Source organism: Prevotella sp. HCN-7019, from assembly GCF_037890215.1.
Taxonomy (GTDB): Bacteria; Bacteroidota; Bacteroidia; order Bacteroidales; family Bacteroidaceae; genus Prevotella.
Genome location: NZ_JBBKBO010000001.1, coordinates 361,842 through 380,276 on the forward strand (window position 1 = coordinate 361,842; position 18,435 = coordinate 380,276).

The 18,435-nt window shown below is 47.7% G+C and carries 16 protein-coding genes; 12 read left to right on the forward strand and 4 right to left on the reverse strand.

From position 1 onward, the window contains the following. The first annotated feature begins 60 nt into the window (after positions 1 to 60). The 6 genes from WKT13_RS01345 to WKT13_RS01370 all read left to right on the forward strand — a co-directional run bounded on the left by WKT13_RS01345 (position 61) and on the right by WKT13_RS01370 (position 6,018). Positions 61 to 1,257, forward strand: coding sequence for a TlpA family protein disulfide reductase (locus WKT13_RS01345; RefSeq protein ID WP_340322493.1), 1,197 nt, complete (start codon positions 61 to 63; stop codon positions 1,255 to 1,257). Between the two features lie 42 nt (positions 1,258 to 1,299). After that, a complete protein-coding gene (locus tag WKT13_RS01350; protein ID WP_340322494.1) occupies positions 1,300 to 2,568 on the forward strand; it encodes a TlpA family protein disulfide reductase in 1,269 nt (422 codons plus the stop codon). Between the two features lie 709 nt (positions 2,569 to 3,277). Further along, positions 3,278 to 4,117: a phosphoribosyltransferase-like protein gene (locus tag WKT13_RS01355; protein WP_340322495.1), complete on the forward strand. Its 840-nt coding sequence runs from the start codon at positions 3,278 to 3,280 to the stop codon at positions 4,115 to 4,117. After that, entirely contained in the window at positions 4,098 to 4,427 is a 330-nt protein-coding gene (locus WKT13_RS01360; protein WP_340322496.1) for a hypothetical protein, read from the forward strand. The genes WKT13_RS01355 and WKT13_RS01360 overlap by 20 nt, the downstream gene beginning before the upstream one ends. A 249-nt stretch (positions 4,428 to 4,676) precedes the next feature. Beyond that, positions 4,677 to 5,699: a reverse transcriptase family protein gene (locus tag WKT13_RS01365; RefSeq protein ID WP_340322497.1), complete on the forward strand. Its 1,023-nt coding sequence runs from the start codon at positions 4,677 to 4,679 to the stop codon at positions 5,697 to 5,699. A gap of 40 nt (positions 5,700 to 5,739) precedes the next feature. Further along, complete coding sequence (locus WKT13_RS01370) at positions 5,740 to 6,018, forward strand: hypothetical protein (protein ID WP_340322498.1); 279 nt, start codon at positions 5,740 to 5,742, stop codon at positions 6,016 to 6,018. A 10-nt stretch (positions 6,019 to 6,028) separates the two neighbouring features. Here WKT13_RS01370 and WKT13_RS01375 read toward each other — a convergent pair whose 3' ends face one another. Together WKT13_RS01375 and WKT13_RS01380 are read right to left on the reverse strand one after the other, a co-directional pair. Beyond that, positions 6,029 to 7,273 carry a hypothetical protein gene (locus tag WKT13_RS01375; protein ID WP_340322499.1) on the reverse strand — a complete coding sequence of 415 codons (1,245 nt, stop codon included), beginning with the start codon at positions 7,271 to 7,273 and terminating at the stop codon, positions 6,029 to 6,031. 33 nt (positions 7,274 to 7,306) lie between these two features. Beyond that, on the reverse strand, positions 7,307 to 8,377 hold the full coding sequence (locus WKT13_RS01380; RefSeq protein ID WP_340322500.1) for a LacI family DNA-binding transcriptional regulator: 1,071 nt from the start codon (positions 8,375 to 8,377) through the stop codon (positions 7,307 to 7,309). Positions 8,378 to 8,800: 423 nt separating this feature from the next. On the opposite strand from WKT13_RS01380, the gene uxaC reads away from it, so the two are divergent. From uxaC to uxuA, 6 genes are all read left to right on the forward strand, one after another. Continuing rightward, positions 8,801 to 10,198, forward strand: a complete 1,398-nt coding sequence (uxaC, locus tag WKT13_RS01385) for a glucuronate isomerase (RefSeq protein WP_340322501.1) — start codon at positions 8,801 to 8,803, stop codon at positions 10,196 to 10,198. A 25-nt stretch (positions 10,199 to 10,223) separates the two neighbouring features. Beyond that, entirely contained in the window at positions 10,224 to 11,264 is a 1,041-nt protein-coding gene (locus WKT13_RS01390; RefSeq protein WP_340322502.1) for a sugar kinase, read from the forward strand. A gap of 23 nt (positions 11,265 to 11,287) precedes the next feature. After that, positions 11,288 to 11,959: a bifunctional 4-hydroxy-2-oxoglutarate aldolase/2-dehydro-3-deoxy-phosphogluconate aldolase gene (locus WKT13_RS01395; RefSeq protein WP_340322503.1), complete on the forward strand. Its 672-nt coding sequence runs from the start codon at positions 11,288 to 11,290 to the stop codon at positions 11,957 to 11,959. A 29-nt stretch (positions 11,960 to 11,988) separates the two neighbouring features. After that, the gene (locus WKT13_RS01400; RefSeq protein ID WP_298581023.1) at positions 11,989 to 13,440 is read left to right on the forward strand and encodes an MFS transporter; all 1,452 of its coding nucleotides are present in this window, start codon (positions 11,989 to 11,991) and stop codon (positions 13,438 to 13,440) included. Between the two features lie 105 nt (positions 13,441 to 13,545). Further along, positions 13,546 to 14,355, forward strand: a complete 810-nt coding sequence (locus WKT13_RS01405) for an SDR family oxidoreductase (RefSeq protein WP_340322504.1) — start codon at positions 13,546 to 13,548, stop codon at positions 14,353 to 14,355. Between the two features lie 123 nt (positions 14,356 to 14,478). Continuing rightward, positions 14,479 to 15,651: a mannonate dehydratase gene (gene uxuA / locus WKT13_RS01410; RefSeq protein ID WP_340322505.1), complete on the forward strand. Its 1,173-nt coding sequence runs from the start codon at positions 14,479 to 14,481 to the stop codon at positions 15,649 to 15,651. Between the two features lie 986 nt (positions 15,652 to 16,637). Here uxuA and WKT13_RS01415 read toward each other — a convergent pair. Continuing rightward, positions 16,638 to 17,690 (reverse strand): glycosyltransferase family 9 protein, encoded by a 1,053-nt coding sequence (locus WKT13_RS01415; RefSeq protein WP_340322506.1) that lies wholly within the window; start codon positions 17,688 to 17,690, stop codon positions 16,638 to 16,640. 40 nt (positions 17,691 to 17,730) lie between these two features. Next, entirely contained in the window at positions 17,731 to 18,333 is a 603-nt protein-coding gene (locus tag WKT13_RS01420; RefSeq protein ID WP_340322507.1) for a DUF4254 domain-containing protein, read from the reverse strand. Positions 18,334 to 18,435: the final 102 nt, after the last annotated feature.

Sequence of the window (18,435 nt, forward strand, 5' to 3'; positions counted from 1 at the left end):
AACAATAGAAGACTTTTACTATCGATTACCAATATTTCAACAAATAGAACAAATATAACTATGAGAAATCTTATAATCATTCTTACACTCATTTCATCAATCTCACACGCCGCAAATCCTTCCGATAGCACTATTGTGGCAGAAATGAGACATGTTATAGACGGGAAATCTCCAATGACCATTATAAAATCCACTATTGAGATTGAGGAAACAAAATATTCAGAATTCTCCGGGATACCGGACAACAACTACCGGAAAATAACCACATGCAACTTTAAAAAGATAGGAAAAGGCCTGACCGTTGTAACAGGCAGACAGGACAACGGGCGCTGTTTCTGTATAATGGACATGAACGGCAACCGCGATTTTTCTGACGACTATTGTTATTACTTCAGACCGGAGCGAATAAATGAAAGCGAAACATTCACACGCCAGCCTCTTATGTACGATACTCCCGACGGACAGAAAGGCGGATTGTGGGTTGCACCATACCTGGCGTGGAATGAGGAAACAGACGGACGTGACATCAATGACCTGCATTGTTACATAGAATACGGTCATCAGTTTGAATCTGACATCAACATAGACGGAAAAGATTTTCACATCAATATATATCCGATCGGGGAGAACTTTTATGAATATAACATAAATAACACATCACAGAGTTCATTATCCACAAATATTCCGCTGCGTATCGGAGATGTGTTTTTCTACATAGGCGATATAGACGAGGTGCGACAGACATGCAAGATAAGGGTAATACAGACAGACGGCATCAACATACCGGTTGCACCGAACAACGGTTTCAAGGCTCCGTCGTTCGAATGCAAGGACATCAAAGGAAAGGCTTTCTCTCTTGAAAAACAGAAAGGCAAATATGTCCTTATCGATTTCTGGGGAACATGGTGCGGGCCATGCATAGCTGCATTGCCTACGATGAGAGCCATTTATGAGAAATACGGCAAGCACGTGCAGCTTGTCAGCATATCTACAGATCTGGACGACAGACACCATGTAAACCACGAGTTGCCGACACTTGAATCTGTGATCAAGAAACATAAGATGGAATGGACCAATATAAACGGTGGCGACTTTATCAACGGCACTATTATCAAGAAATACATGATAACCTCATATCCAACATCAGTACTTATAGATCCTGACGGGATAATAGTTTCTGTTGATACAGGTGACACAGGACTGAAAAATGCGGAAAGCATATTAGAAAACATATTTGACAATGATAATAAAAAATAAAAACTCGTTTATACGACATAATAACTACAAAACTGTCCTACAATGAGAAAAACAATCACATCATTATTATTAATCTTAACCACATCAGTGTGCACATTCGCCGGAAACACCACGAACGACAGCTTAACAGTATATCTGCAACCATGCGACACAAAACCGACTTTGAATCTGTATGGTCGTTTTAAAGACGTAGCAAAAGAAGCGGCCGGCGCTTACAGCACGTCAATGTCAGGAAACTCAAGGCTTCTCAGATATGACTATTCTGACAAAGACGAACCTCTGACATTACTGCTTTCCGACGAAGGTGACGGCCGTTTCTCGCTTGTGGCCGACATGAACTTCAACAACGATTTTTCAGACGACTACAAATATTTCGTCTTATACAAACAGCTTCCTCCTTCTCAGAAATTGTTTAATCTCGAGCCCCAGCCTCTGAAGTTCACAACCGATCACGGTAATAAGATTTTCCGTTGGTTCTCACCCAGCATCTACATTAAGGAAGATTCTGCCAATCTCTTAGAGTCTATCAATGTAATACCATCATTCAACCGCATATATTACAGCAATTTTGAATATGAAGAAAACACGTATAGCATACTGATATACGAAGATTATTTCAATAATTCCAAAAGTATAATGTCATATAAAGTTATTGACAGCAAAGATATAAAGCTGTCAGAAACCGGCATACCGGAATTTCCTCCTACAATGGAATCACTGTCAACCGACATGCCAACCGCCATTCATGGAAATAAAGTCCTTCATGTGGGCAACACAGATTTATCAAACATGACATGCGGAATAACCATATCCGACATACCAGGCGAGGACTGCGATTCCATACCACTCACCGGTTTCTATGCTCCACTATTCAAGAAAAAGAGCGTTGAAGGACAGACAATATCATTAAACAAGATGCGCGGACACTATGTCCTTATCGATTTCTGGGGCACATGGTGCAAGCCGTGCATATCCGTAATACCAGAACTACGCGACATACATAAAAAATACCCGCAGCTCGAAATAATCAGCGTAGCGGTTGAACAGAGCCCCAACATTGATTACGGTTTCACACCCGCACCGCTGAAAAAAGCAATAAAAGAATTGCAAATGGACTGGCATAACATTCAAGACAAACTGACAGAAGGCCCGGAGCAGATAAGCGAAAAGTACAAAATAACAGCTTACCCGACTACTGTACTGATAGATACCGAAGGTAAAATAATATACAGAAAAAGCAGTATACTGGCTATGGATTCGCTGAAAAAATTCTGGAAGAGTCGTTCGGATATTGAGATAAACAGTCTCTGACGAAAAGAAACAATAGGAAACACTATTTACATAACCACGCAACTGAGCTCCATACAGGAAATGTATATTTATGCAAAAACACGAACGGCTGATGCATAAATATTCAGGCATAACTCAAAATTAAGTCCGTTTTTCCGAGCAACAAACTTTTCGGTCGCAAATTCGCAAGTTTTAAGAGGGTTACGTATCACATTGACATTCAACCGTTTGCGCCTTACGGCGTTTCAATCGTCCTTGTAATGCACTGCAATAAAGCCAGTTTCATGCTGCGATAAAGCCCATATCACCACCCAATACGGTCCGAATCACCACCTGACATAGGCTTTATCGCAACATGAAACAGGCTCTTCCGCAACGCTGCACACTTATGACCGGTGTGCAACATTTTGACGGCTGTTACGAAAAAGGCTTTTCGGCAAATTTCCGGACAGAGTATACCCCACTGCGATTTTCTATTTTGAAAATTTTTATTGTCAAAATTTTTTACTTCGAAAAGTGTATAAATATGCAATATCCGGTAACAAACTTATTTTATTTAACGTGAGTTCGACGAATTCATGTTATTTTATCTAACGGAATATGCATATAATACATCAATTCACTTTTTTATATAAGAAATAACTATAAAATTAAATTTGAATAGTTGTTTATTAGAAATATTTAGTAACTTCACAACGACTATTTTTGATTAATCATCTTAATTAAACCAATGGACTATAAAAAAGAAGATTATATTAAATTTATGCAATTATATTCACATCAAAGTTGGTTAAGTAAAAAAGAATCAAGTCTTGAAGCATTGATTTCAACATGTGATACAAAGGGACAAAAAAATTTGGTTTTTTCATTGCTTGATAGATTTCACTATTTGAATGGAAAGACAACTAATTTTTTTCTTGAGCAAATGGCTGATTATATAGTGAATTGTGAATTTGAAATGGAGCGTGTTCAATTAGTTGCTTGTACTTATAATGATGAAGCTGATAGTGGGCAGAGAATTTTGGATATGATCAAAGTTCCGTTATATCAGAAAGGATGGAAAAAAATTAAAACTGTAAATGTTATTGGAAAAGCAGTTAAAGCGTCATCAAAAGGGAAAAACCAAATTATAATTGTAGATGAATTTCTAGGAACTGGACGTACTTTACGAACGAGAATAGAATGGTTGAAAAAAAATGTTAGGAAACCTGTAGAAATAAAATGTTGTTTTTTGGCTGGTATGAAAAATGCTGTGGAGAAATTAAAAGCAGATTCTATTGATATATTTTGTCCTTTACAATTGGAAAAAGGAATTTCTGAATATTTTGAAGGAGATAAATTGAATTTCGCAATAAATGATATGAATGTTCTAGAATCTAAACTAGCTAAAATAATTAAAGAAAAAAAACTAGAAGATTATTCCTTTGGATATGGAAAAGCAGAGGCATTGTATTCTTTGGAGAATGGTAATACACCAAATTCTGTATTCCCAATTTTTTGGTGGTTAAAGGATAAAAATGGTAATGAAAGAGAAACAATACTTACTAGATATGAAACCGGATTTGAATAATTGCTACAAAAAAATATTTAGGGACTTGTATGAAAGTGTTGATGGATTATATGCATTTACATTTTATTCTCGGTATAAAATGTCTCCTAGTTTAGTATTTGAGTTCATTGAGAAATACAAGAAGCAAGATTTCATAATATTCGAAGATGGGAAAATATCATTAACAAATAAAGGGCGAGATATGGCGTTTAAGTTTATAAAAAGGCACAAAAGAGTGTTAAATGGGAAGTATAGTAATATACCTTCTGAATTTATAGACATTAAATTGAAAATTAATTCACTATATTTGCCTGAAATTGAAGATTTTTAATTTTAAATATGAAAAGGTGGAAATAGAAACTAGCATTAAGGAAGTGGTGTCGCTTCCGAAGGCTAAGGTCTTCTTTAGCCTCAGTAGATAGTTCTTCGAACTATCTACGGCTCACTTGGCAAAGCCAAGATTCGCTCTCAATAAATATAATTTTATTGGAGCGTGCTCCAATAAAATTATATTTATTGAGCGAGCTTACGAATAGAAAGTAGTTTTCTCCACCTTTTCTTTTTATAAGATGACTTTGATATGAGTATAGAGAAATGGAATGATTTTTTTTCACGTAAAGGTATTGACAAAACTTTACAGAATAAATACATTGAATACATCAAGGTCTTGGAACAAAATAATGTCCCAATAATCTTTGATTTTAATCATTTAAGATTATTAATGGGGAGAAGTAGCTTGTATTTTACATCTGTGATAAATTCTCCTGAAAATCATTACCGTTCATTTAAATTGAGAAAGAGGAATGGCGGTTTTAGAGAAATTTTTGCTCCATACCCAGCATTGTTAGAAATGCAATATTGGATATACAATAATATTCTAAAAAAAATACCTGTAAGTTCGTATTCTCATGGATTTGTATGTAAAAAATCTATTATAACAAATGCTAAAATTCATTTAAATCAAAAAGAGCTTCTAAAATTAGATCTGAAAGATTTTTTCCCTTCTATAACTATTAATCGTATTATATATGTTTTTAAATCATTAGGATATACAAATAAAGTGGCATTTTATTTAGCATCTTTGTGTAGTTATGAAGGAACTTTACCTCAAGGAGCTCCTACAAGTCCTTATTTAAGTAATATTATAGCAAAGAAATTAGATAAGAGGCTTATTGGATTATCTAAAAGATATGATTTACGTTATACTAGGTATGCTGATGATTTAACATTTTCTGGAGATTTCATTCCAGCAAAGTTATTAGAATATATAAATGAAATTGTCACAAGTGAAGGGTTTGTAATCAATACAGAAAAAACAAGACTTTATAAAAATGGGGGTAAAAGAATTGTTACAGGTATTTCTGTTATTGGTAAAGAATTGAAACTACCTAAAAATTATAGACGTAGTTTGAGACAAGAATTACATTTTATAATTAAATATGGATATGAATCTCATATCAAGAAAAAGAAAATAAGAAAAGTTAATTATTTGGAAACTCTAATAGGGAAAATTAATTTTTGGCTTAGCGTAGAACCATCTAACAAATTTGCATTAAATGCACGTTCTTACTTGTTGGAAGTACATAAAAAATATACTTCATAAATATTTATAATTAACATGAGTTCAACGAATTCACATTCTCATGGCAACCGTTTGCGGAACCCAAGGTATGGCGCAGACCGGAAACACTGCCGGAAAATGTATTGCCGGAGACATTCTCAAAACAAAAACGGCTGACGAGAATGCAAGGATAGCGGCATGCCGGCGCATATTTACGGATAAGGATATGGCAGGACGTGACACGACAAAGCGTCTGCAAATGAACAAAAAAGCCATGGAATTCAAGAACTACGACTTCTTCCGCGAAAAGATGAAGGAGCCGTGGCTTGACGGAATACTCAAAAATATCTTCTTCAAATAGCGGTCGGCGCTCAGGGATTCACCGTCACATTATACAGTTCCTCGTTCTTGTCAACACACGCCACAGCCTGTATGACGGCTTTAGGATTCTGTATGGTGAAAGGCGCATCGGCCGTGTAGTTTCTCATACGGCAGCCGAAGAGCGTCACTGTCAGCCTGCGGTCGCCGCGCACGAGCATGAAATCGTATGACGAACCGATGGTGGTCAGTGCACCGTTGCCGCCCGAGAAAGCCTCAACATTGACAAACGACGTGTGACCCTCGCCCTCAACTATCAGCGGATGAACGTCTTTTATGTCAGCTCCTGCGTTGGCTATCACCGACCCTTGGGCTATCTGCCAGTTACGGTTCTTGGTGTTTGCGCCGGTCTTGTGTATGCCAACGGTCACACAGTCGAGGTTGAAGTTGGTGAGTTGCCCGTACGATTCAGGACCGAGAAACACCCCGCCGTAGGTGCCGAAGGTGAAAACGTCGATGAGCTGTGCGTTGTCCGTATGGTTTATGGCGTAGCAGAACGAGCCCCGTCGCATCACGGCGTCGATGACGTCGCGGCTGAAACTGCGGCCGAACTCGCGCATGTTGGACGGATTGACATGGCAGTTGAGTATGCGCGGAATGTCGTAACAATAGTCTATCCTTATGAATTCGCCGCTGAGCGGGTAGCCGTAGCAGTGCTGGAATATCATCTGTTCGCAGGGATGGGACGGCACGGCATTGAAGTCCATAGCCACATACTCACCGTAGAACGTGAGGTCGGTCATGTTCACGGCGTTCACACTCTGCGTATGACTCACCTGTATTGTGGGCGGATAGGCAATGATGCGCGACGAATCGTTGTATGTCTGCTCGGGATACCAGAACTGTATGCCGCGTATCTGCGTGGCTGACTCAACGGTGATGAACGGCCTTTCGGTGTCGGTTATCCTGAAGAGCGAGCCAACGGGCTGCGGTTTATCGGGATGGCGTGTGCCTCGTCCCACGGGCGCATGACTTCCTATGAGCGACACGTTGCGCCTCAACACTATGCCTCCGTCCACGGCATAGCCATCCTCCACAGGCTCAACCCACAGCGCCTGTCCCGAGCGTGAGGCCCAGTCGATGGCTTTCTGAAGGTTCTGACGGTTAGCCTCGGGCGTATTGCCGGGCAGCACTCCGAACTCCTGTATGCTCTTCATAGTGCTGGTCTGTGCCGGACAACGGCCTGCCATGAGCATGAGGCAGACCATGAGAAACGAAAGTACGCGGGCGTGTGTCATAAGAAATGGTTTAAGGTTTATGAATGATTAGCGTCAGACGAGAACCGTACGGTAGAAGTCGACGTTGTATTTTGTGAGTATGTCCATAGGCACGAACGTGTCGCGCTGGGCCGGACGGACATGATATATGAGGTGGTCTATCACGGTCTGGGCACACAGCGACAGTACGTTCTCCGTGTGCTGGGTGATGAGAAACTGCACGGTGCCGTCCTTCAGTCCTTCGACATTTCTCGGCAGATGGTCGAAACCAATGAGCACTGTCTGTCCGCTGCGTCCCTCCGACTTCAGATATTCGGCCACGAGATGCACACGCGAGGTGAATGTTATTATATGGTTCACGTCGGGATGCTCCATAAAGAAGCGGCGCAGCACGGTGCGGTTGTACTCCTTGTCGTAAGGATGTATGTGCTGATGAATAAGTTCCGTTTGCGGCGCATGCTCATCAAGATACTGTCTGAAGCCAGCGTAGCGGCTCTCGGCAGAGTTGTTTGCACTCTCCAGATCCTTGTGTATGTGGAACACCGCTATCTTTTCGGCGCTGCATCTGTCGGTGAGCAGATGGGCCGCCAGATATCCGCTGCGGAACATGTGCAGGCCGAAGTAGGCCAGATAATTGCAGTCCGGCAGACACGAGTCTATCAGAAGGCAGGGTATATCCTTGCTGTGTAGCGTTTCCATAATGGCACGAGCACGCGTCTGGAAGGTAGGAGCCATGACCACTGCATCGGGCCTATGCTCCATCACACGTGTGAAACACTCGTCCATAGAGCGTTCGGAGAACAGGTCGTACTTGAACATCTGTATACTTATATGAAACGGTTCGGCCTTCTTCTGCGCCGCCGTGATGCCTTTGGCCACAAGATCCCAGTATTCGCCCGGAGCATATTCGGGAATCATGCACGCCATGAGATATTTCTTCTGCGAGGCAAGCAGCGATGCGTGCACGTTGGGTTTGTAGCCTATCTGCCGCGCAATCTTCATCACCTTCTCGCGGCTTGCCTCCGACACTTCGCCCCGATTGTGGAGCACACGGTCCACCGTGCCCTTCGACACTCCGGCCAGCGTCGCTATGTCTTTTACTGTTATGCGTTTCTCCTCATTCATGTCAGAACGGTTTTGTTGTATGTGTTATCAGGTTCTGCAAATATAATACATAATTATCATAAACCGTATCAAAAGCCGCAAGTAGTTTCAGTTCATTTTCAATAAGACCACAACGGCACACCAATCATATGTCATAGAGTGTAAGGAGTGTGCATTTTCCGTGCACGGGCACGAAACACACCAAACGAAAGCCGCCATATATGTCATGGAATAAGACCGAGAGGCTTGCATCAGCCCGTATATATCACATTATCAGCCGTTTATATCAGTACATCCATATTCCGTCATCAGCACCACAGAACAGTGACATACGGACGATGGCAAATATTAAAGTTCTTTAAAATCGGATAAACGTGCACGAACACGGAGAAATATATTTATATTTGCCGGAGCTTTAGTTAATTTACCTCACAACCATCCGTAATGTTTATAAACAAAGACTTCATGCTGACGAACGACGCCGCCAAGGAACTCTACCACACCGCGGCGGAACATCAGCCCATCATAGACTATCACTGTCATCTCGATCCTAAGATGATAGCCGAGAACCATCAGTTTGACAATCTGGCCGAGATATGGCTCGGAGGCGACCACTACAAATGGAGGGCCATGCGTGGCAACGGCATCGACGAGGAATACATCACAGGCGGCAGGAGCGACTACGAGAAATTCGAGAAGTGGGCAGCGACAGTGCCCTACACCATGCGCAATCCGCTGTATCACTGGACTCACATGGAGCTGAGCCGTGTGTTCGGCATCGACACAATACTGAAACCGGAGACGGCGCGCGAGATTTACGACGCCTGCACGGCCATGCTGCATACCGAGGAATTCCGTGCGCAGAACATAATGAAGCGTTTCAACGTCGAGGTGGTGTGCACTACGGACGATCCGGCGGACAGTCTGGAGCATCACGTCTATCTGAAAAACCACCCCATAAGCACACGAGTATATCCCACATGGCGGCCCGACAAGGCGCTGGGCATTGACAATCCCGCAACGTACAGGGCTTACATGGAGAAACTGGGCGAGGCTGCCGGCATGGAAATACACTCATACACAGACCTGCTGACGGCTCTGCGCCGGCGTCACGACTTCTTCGCGTCGCTGGGATGCCGGCTGTCCGACCACGGCATGGACAACTTCTACGCCGACGATTTCACCGAGACCGAGGTGAACCGCGTGTTCAACAAGGTTATGGAAGGCCAGACTCCGGATGCCGCGGAGGTATCTTTATTCAGAAGCGCATTGCTCTACGAGCTCGCCATAATGGACTGGGAAAAGGGCTGGGCACAGCAATATCACATCAGCGTGGTGCGCAACAGCTCGACACGTATGTACCGTATGCTCGGACCGGACACAGGATTCGACGCAATAATGGAGGTGAACTGCTCCATCACCGGACACCGTTTCTTCGACCGGCTCGACCGCGAAGGAAAGCTCACAAAGACCATTCTCTACAGTCTTAATCCGAAAGACAACGAGGTACTTGCCACACTCGCCTACACATACAACGACTCGACGGTGGCAGGAAAGATGCAGCTGGGTTCGGGATGGTGGTTCCTCGATCAGGAGGCCGGCATGCGCAAGCAGATGAACACACTGTCGGCCATGGGACTGCTGAGCCGCTTTGTGGGCATGCTGACAGACTCGAGGAGCTTCCTTTCATATCCACGCCACGAGTATTTCCGCCGCATACTCTGCGACATGATAGGCAAAGACATTGAAGAAGGCAAGCTGCCAGACAGCGAGATGGACTTCATCCGTCAGATGGTGGCCGACATCTCGTACAACAATGCGAAACGATATTTCAACTTCTGAACAGAAAATATAAACACAAACATATATGGCAAAGATCGTGACTTTCGGCGAGATAATGCTTCGTCTCGCCACTCCGGGCTACCTGCGCTTCAGTCAGGCCGGTGAGTTGAGCGCCACTTTCGGCGGTGGCGAGGCCAACGTGGCGGTGTCGCTTGCAAACTACGGCATGGACGTTGAGTTCGTCACACGTCTGCCCGAGAACGACATAGCACAGGCATGCGTTAAGGATCTGCGCAAGCACGGAGTGAAGACAGACAATATAATATATGGTGGCACGCGTCTGGGAATATATTTTCTTGAGACGGGCGCAGTGGCAAGAGCCAGCAAAGTGATCTACGACAGGGCTCATTCTGCCGTGTCTGAGGTAGAGCCGGGCATGATAGACTGGGACAAGGTGTTCGAAGGTGCCGAGTGGTTCCACTGGACGGGCATCACACCGGCAATCAGCCAGGGTGCGGCAGATGTGTGTCTGGAGGCCATAAAGGCCGCCAACAGACGGGGACTCACCGTGTCGTGCGACCTCAACTACAGGAAAAACCTCTGGAAATACGGCCGTACGGCGGCAGAGGTTATGCCTGCGCTGGTGGAGGGATGCGACGTCATACTCGGCAACGAGGAGGACGCAGAGAAGGTGTTCGGCATAAAACCCGAAGGATTCGACGCCACGGCAACGGCCGGCGACGTGCGTGCAGCCGAGTTTGAGAGCGTATGCGTGCAGCTCATGCGCCGCTTCGGAAAGGCCAGGAAAGTGGTAATCACGCTGCGCGGATCGGTGAACGCCAACCACAACACGTGGGGCGGAGTGCTCTACGACGGCAAGACGCTCTATCAGTCGCCGCGCTACGACATAACACACATCGTCGACCGTGTGGGCGGAGGCGACTCGTTCATGGGCGGACTGATATACGGTCTGATGACACATCCGGGCGACGACCAGTACGCACTCGACTTCGCAGCAGCGGCATCGTGCCTCAAGCATACCATATACGGCGACTACAACGAAGTGAGTGTCAGCGAAGTGGAGAACCTGATGAAGGGTGACGGCTCAGGAAGAGTTTCAAGATAAGAAAATAAAAAACATTATTATATATGGCAACATTCAGCAAACTGCAGGTGCTGGACACCATCTGCCGCACAGGCATGGTGCCTGTATTCTATAACAGCGACACGGAAGTGGCGTGCCGCGTACTGAAAGCATGCTACGAAGGAGGCGTACGCGTGTTCGAGTTTACCAACCGCGGCGACTTCGCGCTTGAGGTGTTCACCGCCCTGATGAAGTTCTGCCGCAAGGAGTGTCCGGAGATGATTCTGGGCGTGGGATCGGTGATTGACGCCCCCACAGCAGCACTCTATCTGCAGAACGGCGCCAACTTCGTCGTCGGACCTTACCTCAACGCCGAGGTGGCGCGGCTGTGTAACCGCCGGCTTGTGCCCTACACTCCCGGCTGCGGATCGGCAACCGAGATAGGCGAGGCGCACGAACTGGGCTGCGACCTTGTAAAGATATTCCCGGCAGGAAGCGTGGGCGGTCCGTCGTTCGTGAAGAACGTCATGGCTCCGCTGCCCTGGTCGATGATAATGGCGACGGGAGCCGTGGAGCCGACAGAGGAGAACCTCACGGCATGGATGAAGGCCGGCACGACATGTGTGGGCATGGGTTCGAAACTGTTTCCGAAGGACCGCATAGCCGCCGGCGACTGGAACTACATAACGGAGAAATGCCGTTATGCGCTCGACATCATAAGCCGGGCAAGACAATGACCTGAAACAACAAACCGAAAACCTGAAATATGAACAAGACCAGCAATCCACTCACACAGAAAATGACCAACTACAGATGGACCATCTGCATAATGATGTTCCTGGCTCTTACCATAAACTACCTCGACCGACAGGTGCTATCGCTCACATGGGACGAATTCATAAAACCTGAGTTCCACTGGAACGAGATTCATTACGGATATGTCACGGCAACATTCTCCATAGTATATGCCATCGGCATGCTGTTTGCCGGCCGCGCGGTTGACTGGCTCGGCACGAAGGCGGGCTTCCTCTGGTCCATCGGCATATGGTCGGCCGGAGCGTGTCTGCACGCATTGTGCGGCATTGCCACGGAGTTCTGCACCGGTCTGGAGGACAAGACACAACTCATAGCAGCAACGGGCGACATGGCGGTGATGATAGCCACGGCTAGCATGTACTTCTTTCTGGCGGCGCGCTGCGTGCTTGCCATAGGCGAGGCGGGCTATTTTCCGGCTGCCGTGAAGGTGACGGCCGAATATTTTCCGAAGCGCGACCGCGCCTTCGCCACATCCATATTCAACGCCGGAGCATCCATCGGCGCACTCGTGGCACCGCTCACCATACCGCTGCTGGCAAAGCACTGGGGCTGGGAGATGGCGTTTGTCATCATCGGTGTGATGGGTTTTGTGTGGATGGGTTTCTGGGTATTCATGTACAAACCGCCGCGTGAGAGCAGGTTCGTAAACGATGCCGAGCTCGAATACATCGAACAGGACAAGAAGCTGGAGGCCGAAATGATGGCCGAACAGAAGGCTGGCAGCGAAGAGAAGAAGATGCCGCTGTTGCAGTGTTTCAAGTACAGACAGACGTGGGCGTTCGTACTCGGCAAGTTCTGTACGGACGGTGTGTGGTGGTTTTTCCTCTTCTGGACACCGTCATATCTCAACACCCAGTTCGGCATAAAGACTTCCGAAGGTCTTGGCATGGCGCTCATCTTCACGCTATATGCCATCACCATGCTTTCATTATGGGGCGGAAAGCTCCCCACTATATTCATCAACCGCACCGGATCCAATCCTTATGCGGCACGCATGAGAGCCATGCTCATCTTCGCGTTTGTGCCGCTGGTGGTGCTCTTCGCGCAACCGTTGGGCACGCTCTCGCCGTGGTTCCCGGTGGTGCTCATAGGTCTTGGCTGCGCCGCACACCAGTCGTGGTCGGCCAATATATACACTACCGTGAGCGACATGTTCCCCAAGAAGGCCATCGCCACCGTCACAGGCATCGGCGGAATGGCGGGAGGCGTGAGCTCGATGCTCATGCAGACATGTGCGGGCAACCTGTTTGTATATGCCGACAACGTGCAGCTCGAGTTCATGGGATTCACAGGCAAGCCGGCAGGATACTTCATAATATTCTGCATCTGCTCGGTGGCTTATCTCGTGGGATGGACCATCATGAAGACGCTTGTGCCGAAATACAAGCTCATAACCGACTGACGCACACAGCAGCCGACACCGCGCCATGCACCGACGCAGGCATTGCGGCGACGGCAGGACATAGATAAAAGGAATAAAAGAAGAGTGAACAATAAATGACATGATATGAATTTGTTTAGCGTAAAAGACAGAGTGATCGTCATAACCGGAGCCACCGGCGTGCTGGGACGCGCCATGGTGAGCCATTTTGCCGGGGAAGGTGCGAAGGTAGTGATACTCGGCCGCAACACCGATGTTGGCAACCGGCTGGCGGAAGAGGCACGCACCAAAGGCGGAGAGGCAATGTTTCTCGCCACCGACGTGCTCGACAGGGCAAAGCTGGAAGACAACTACGCCACTATAATGGACACATACGGACGCATAGACGTGCTGATAAACGCTGCCGGAGGCAACATGCCGGGAGCGACGATAGCGCCCAACAAGACTTTCTTCGACCTCGACACCGAAGCCGTGCGACAGGTGGTTGACCTCAACCTCTTCGGCACAGTGCTGCCCACAATGGTCTTTGCAGAGGCCATGGTGAAGCAGCAGTCCGGTTCGATAATAAACATTGCGTCTGAAGCCGGCCTGCGTCCGCTGACACGTGTGGCAGGATATGGCGTGGCAAAGGCGGCAGTGATAAACTTCACAAAATACATGTGCGGCGAACTCGCATCGAAGTTCGGACCGGGACTGCGCGTGAACGCGGTGGCTCCGGGATTCTTCCTGACAGAACAGAACCGCACACTGCTCACAGACAAAGACGGTAACCTTACGAAGCGCGCCGAAACTATAATAGCCCACACTCCGTTCAGACGGTTCGGCGAACCGGAAGAACTGCTGGGCACACTGCAGTGGCTGGCCAGCGATGCATCACGGTTTGTATCAGGCACAGTGACTGTGGTGGACGGCGGTTTCGACGCTTTCTCAATATAAACACACAAAAACCGTACGCGATATTCTTCCTGCCGCATAAACGATATACAAGACACTGTTCCCTGCGAGGAACAATGCGGCGGAGGAATATCGTTTTAATGAAACAACAAAACAGAACGATATATGTATTTATGCAAGCAGTCATGGCGATGGTACGGGCCGGACGACCCTGTGAGCCTGTGGGACATACGCCAGGCAGGAGCTACCGACGTGGTGCACGCTCTGCACCACATACCCAACGGAGAGGTGTGGACCATAGACGAGATAATGCGTAGAAAGACGCTCATAGCCGAGACAGGACTCGTGTGGAGCGTTGTGGAAAGCGTGCCTGTGCACGAGGACATCAAGACACAGACGGGCAACTACCGCCGCTATATAGACAACTACAAGACGACACTGCGCAACCTGGCGGAGTGCGGCATACGGTGCGTGACATACAACTTCATGCCCGTGCTCGACTGGACCCGCACCGACCTGGCCTTCAGAATGCCCGACGGCTCGAGGGCTCTGCGCTTTGAGAAGGCGGCGCTGATGGCTTTCGACCTGTACATTCTGAAAAGACCGGCAGCCGAAAACGAATATACCGACGCGGAGAAACACACGGCACGCCTGCGCTACGAGCAGATGTCGGACGACGAGAAACAGCAGCTCACGCGCAACATCATAGCAGGTCTGCCGGGAGCGGAGGAGAGTTTCACGCTCGACCAGTTCAGAGAGGCGCTCGACCGTTACCGCGACATAGACGCCACACGGCTGCGCGACAATCTGGTTTACTTCCTTTCGGAGATAGCGCCCGTGGCAGACGAGACAGGCACAAGCCTCGTGATACATCCCGACGACCCGCCGTTCCCGCTCTTCGGACTGCCGCGCATACTCTCGACAGCCGACGACTTCAGACAGCTTACGGAGCGTGTGCCCAACCCGTCGAACGGACTTTGTCTGTGCACGGGCTCGTTCGGAGTGCGCGCCGACAACGATCTGGTAGCGATGATGTATGAGTTTGGCGACCGCATAAACTTCGTTCATCTGCGCAGCACACGCCGCGACGAAGAAGGAAATTTCCACGAGGCCAACCATCTTGAGGGCGATGTGGACATGTATGGCATGATGAAGGCACTGCTCGAGGTGGAACAGCGGCGCAAGGTGTCAATACCGGTGCGCCCCGACCACGGCCATCAGATGATAGACGACCTGCGCAAACACACCAACCCCGGCTATTCGTGCATAGGCCGCTTGCGCGGACTGGCCGAGCTGCGCGGACTGGAACGTGGCATCGCGCTGTCGCTTTTCAGATAGGACAGACGGAACAGCGTGCTGCCACGGCAGCATCGCTTCCGAAGAATAAAGACACGGGGCCATGCACTTATTGTTGTGTGCATGGCCCCATACATATTATAATATGTCCGGTAGAAATTCCGTAAGGACGGTTTCTTATTCATAAATCACCATGGAAGGACGAGGAACATCCAGACAACACAGTATGGCACAAACAGTGATAGACTTTTCCTCATGTAGTAATAAAATAACATTGCCACAAACAGAAAATCTTCATCTCACGAAAGACACATTCTTCCCGTGGCTTTTCTCACACCTCATGAAGGGCTTTTTAAAGAAAACCCGCACGACGTACTTACAGATTTTCTTGACTTTTTTTTGACAAAATAAAATCGGGAAAGAGATGTAAAGAAATGTTAAATCAAGGATTATAAAGGCTGTTTCGCTCAGTATCGCCTTATGGCATACCCTATACCACAGTTCATAACAGTCAGTCCTGCTTTCCGATAATGCCCGTTTTATGGTCTGGTTCAGCCTATATCACGGTGCGGTTTGGTGCATTTCAGCCCATGAAACGGACTTAATCGCATGCTGAAACGGTGCTTATCGCAGGGCGATAGAATATCCTTCAAATACAAGTCTCTGATATTCAATATTTTATATCAACCTCTCATAATTTGCGAATTTGCGTCCGACGGAGAGTCAGCGCGCAAATACTCGCTGATTTTTTGGGGTAGAACTGAAAACTCAGACGGAAAAAACACAGGATGCTGAAAAACTGTAAGTGCCCCATATTGTTTTCATTCCGACAGAAGAAAACAACGATTATTCGGGATAGGAACCGCAGTTTCTTTTATCGTAACAATGCCCGACGGATTGCTGCCGAGCTATTATTATATAACCGTACGAAACTGAAGGCAGCGGATAAAAACAATAAGGAGATGCCGGATCAGGCATCTCCTTATTATATATATGTATGATCAATGTCTTGTCAGACATGCATCGCCTTATCGAACGAGCACGCGGTCCACTCTGTCGGCAACGCTGACGGGCTGTATGGACGTAAGGCAGGCGTAGTCGCCACGCAGACACGGACGGTTGCCCGATATGCTGCAAGGGCGGCATGGCATGTCGGTCTGCACAACATCGTCGGGACGCTGATGCCATCCCATGTATCCTGCAAGCGGATGAGTGGCTCCCCAGATGCTCACAACCGGCGTTCCGGCAATCGAGGCGAGGTGCATGTTGGCACTGTCCATACTGAGCATCACGTCGAGATGACTCATGAGTATGAGTTCGTTGTATATTGATCCGAGCGCGGCCGAAGCGTTGATGCAGTTCTTTCGGCCCTCGGCAAGCGCATCGAGCGCACGGCGTTCCTTGTCGCTGTTGTTGCCGAAGAAGAATATACGGCACGAGGGATGGCGTCGGGACAGTTCGTCTATCACTCTTTCCATGAGCTCCAACGGATAGGCCTTGCCCTGATATGCTGCGAACGGCGCCACACCTATCCATTGCTGGAAAGGCTTTTTCTCGCCCACAAGAGCGGATATGAGGCGTATGTTACCGCCTGCGGGCGGAAACATTGAGGTGAAATCCAGATCTATAGGATAGCCGAGGCGTGCCAGAACATCGGCATACAGCTCGAACACCAGCGGCAGCTGCACCATCTGTTTGCCTGTGGTGGCCACAAGCTGTCGGCGTTCGCGGCGGTGCTTGTCGATGTGTTCCACGCGGTAGCGGTCGATGTTGAAACGCATGCGCAGATATCCGGAGCGCAGCACATTGTGCAGATCGGCTATTGCAGTGAACTGCTTTGCGGTGAGGCGCCTGTAAAGCGCGTTGAGACCTTTCACTCCGCGGTATTCGTTTTTCAGGTCGGCCTCCATGAAGCCTACGTTCGGCGCGATTCTATCGAAGAACACTCTTGCGAATGGACTGCTGAGCACCGTGATGCGCAGATGCGGATAGCGGCGCGCCAGCGACCATACCACGGGTACTGTCATGGCCACGTCTCCGAGGCCCGAGAATCTCATTATCAGCAGGTGGTCAGTTTTCATGACGTCTTGGATGATGAATTTTTATTGGGTGAGAACGTGTTTATTTCTTGTAGAACACAGGATTTGTAGAAGGATCATTGTACATTTTCATCTGTCTGTACACCTTCATATGCTTGCGTCCTGCAGCAATGTCATCGAGCAGAGTGTCTATAGCCGAGGACAGGTCACGCTTCTGTTCAAGCAGCACGGCGAGCCTTGCCTTGCATTTCTCGATATGTTCGGCCGATACGTCGGTGCGCATGGTCTGCTCATGCATGTGGTATATCTTGAGTTCAAGGATGGACAGACGGTCTATTGCCCACGCCGGACTCTCTGTGTTTACGGCGGCATCGGGCAGCGCTTTCACGTTGCTGTACTTGTGCATGAAGTACGAATCTATCTGCTCCACAATGTCCGTGCGGTCCTGACTGGAACGGTCGATGCGCCTTGTGAGCGACAGTGCCTCCACAGGATTTATGTGCGGATCGCGTATGATGTCCTCGAAATGCCACCGCACGGTGTCAATCCAGCATTTGAGATAGAGTCTGTTCTCAATCTCATCTCTGTCGTAAGGATTGCTGATTGCCGTATCAACGTTGTCTTTCACGTGATAGTCGTTTATCGCCTGACAGAACACGCGGCTGCAAAGTTGTGTAAATGACATTCTGTTTAGATTTAAATGTAATCAGTTTTGATACACGGCCACAGCGTCACGCACATGACTTTTCTGTCCGCGACACCGGCTCATGTACATGCAAATATAGCT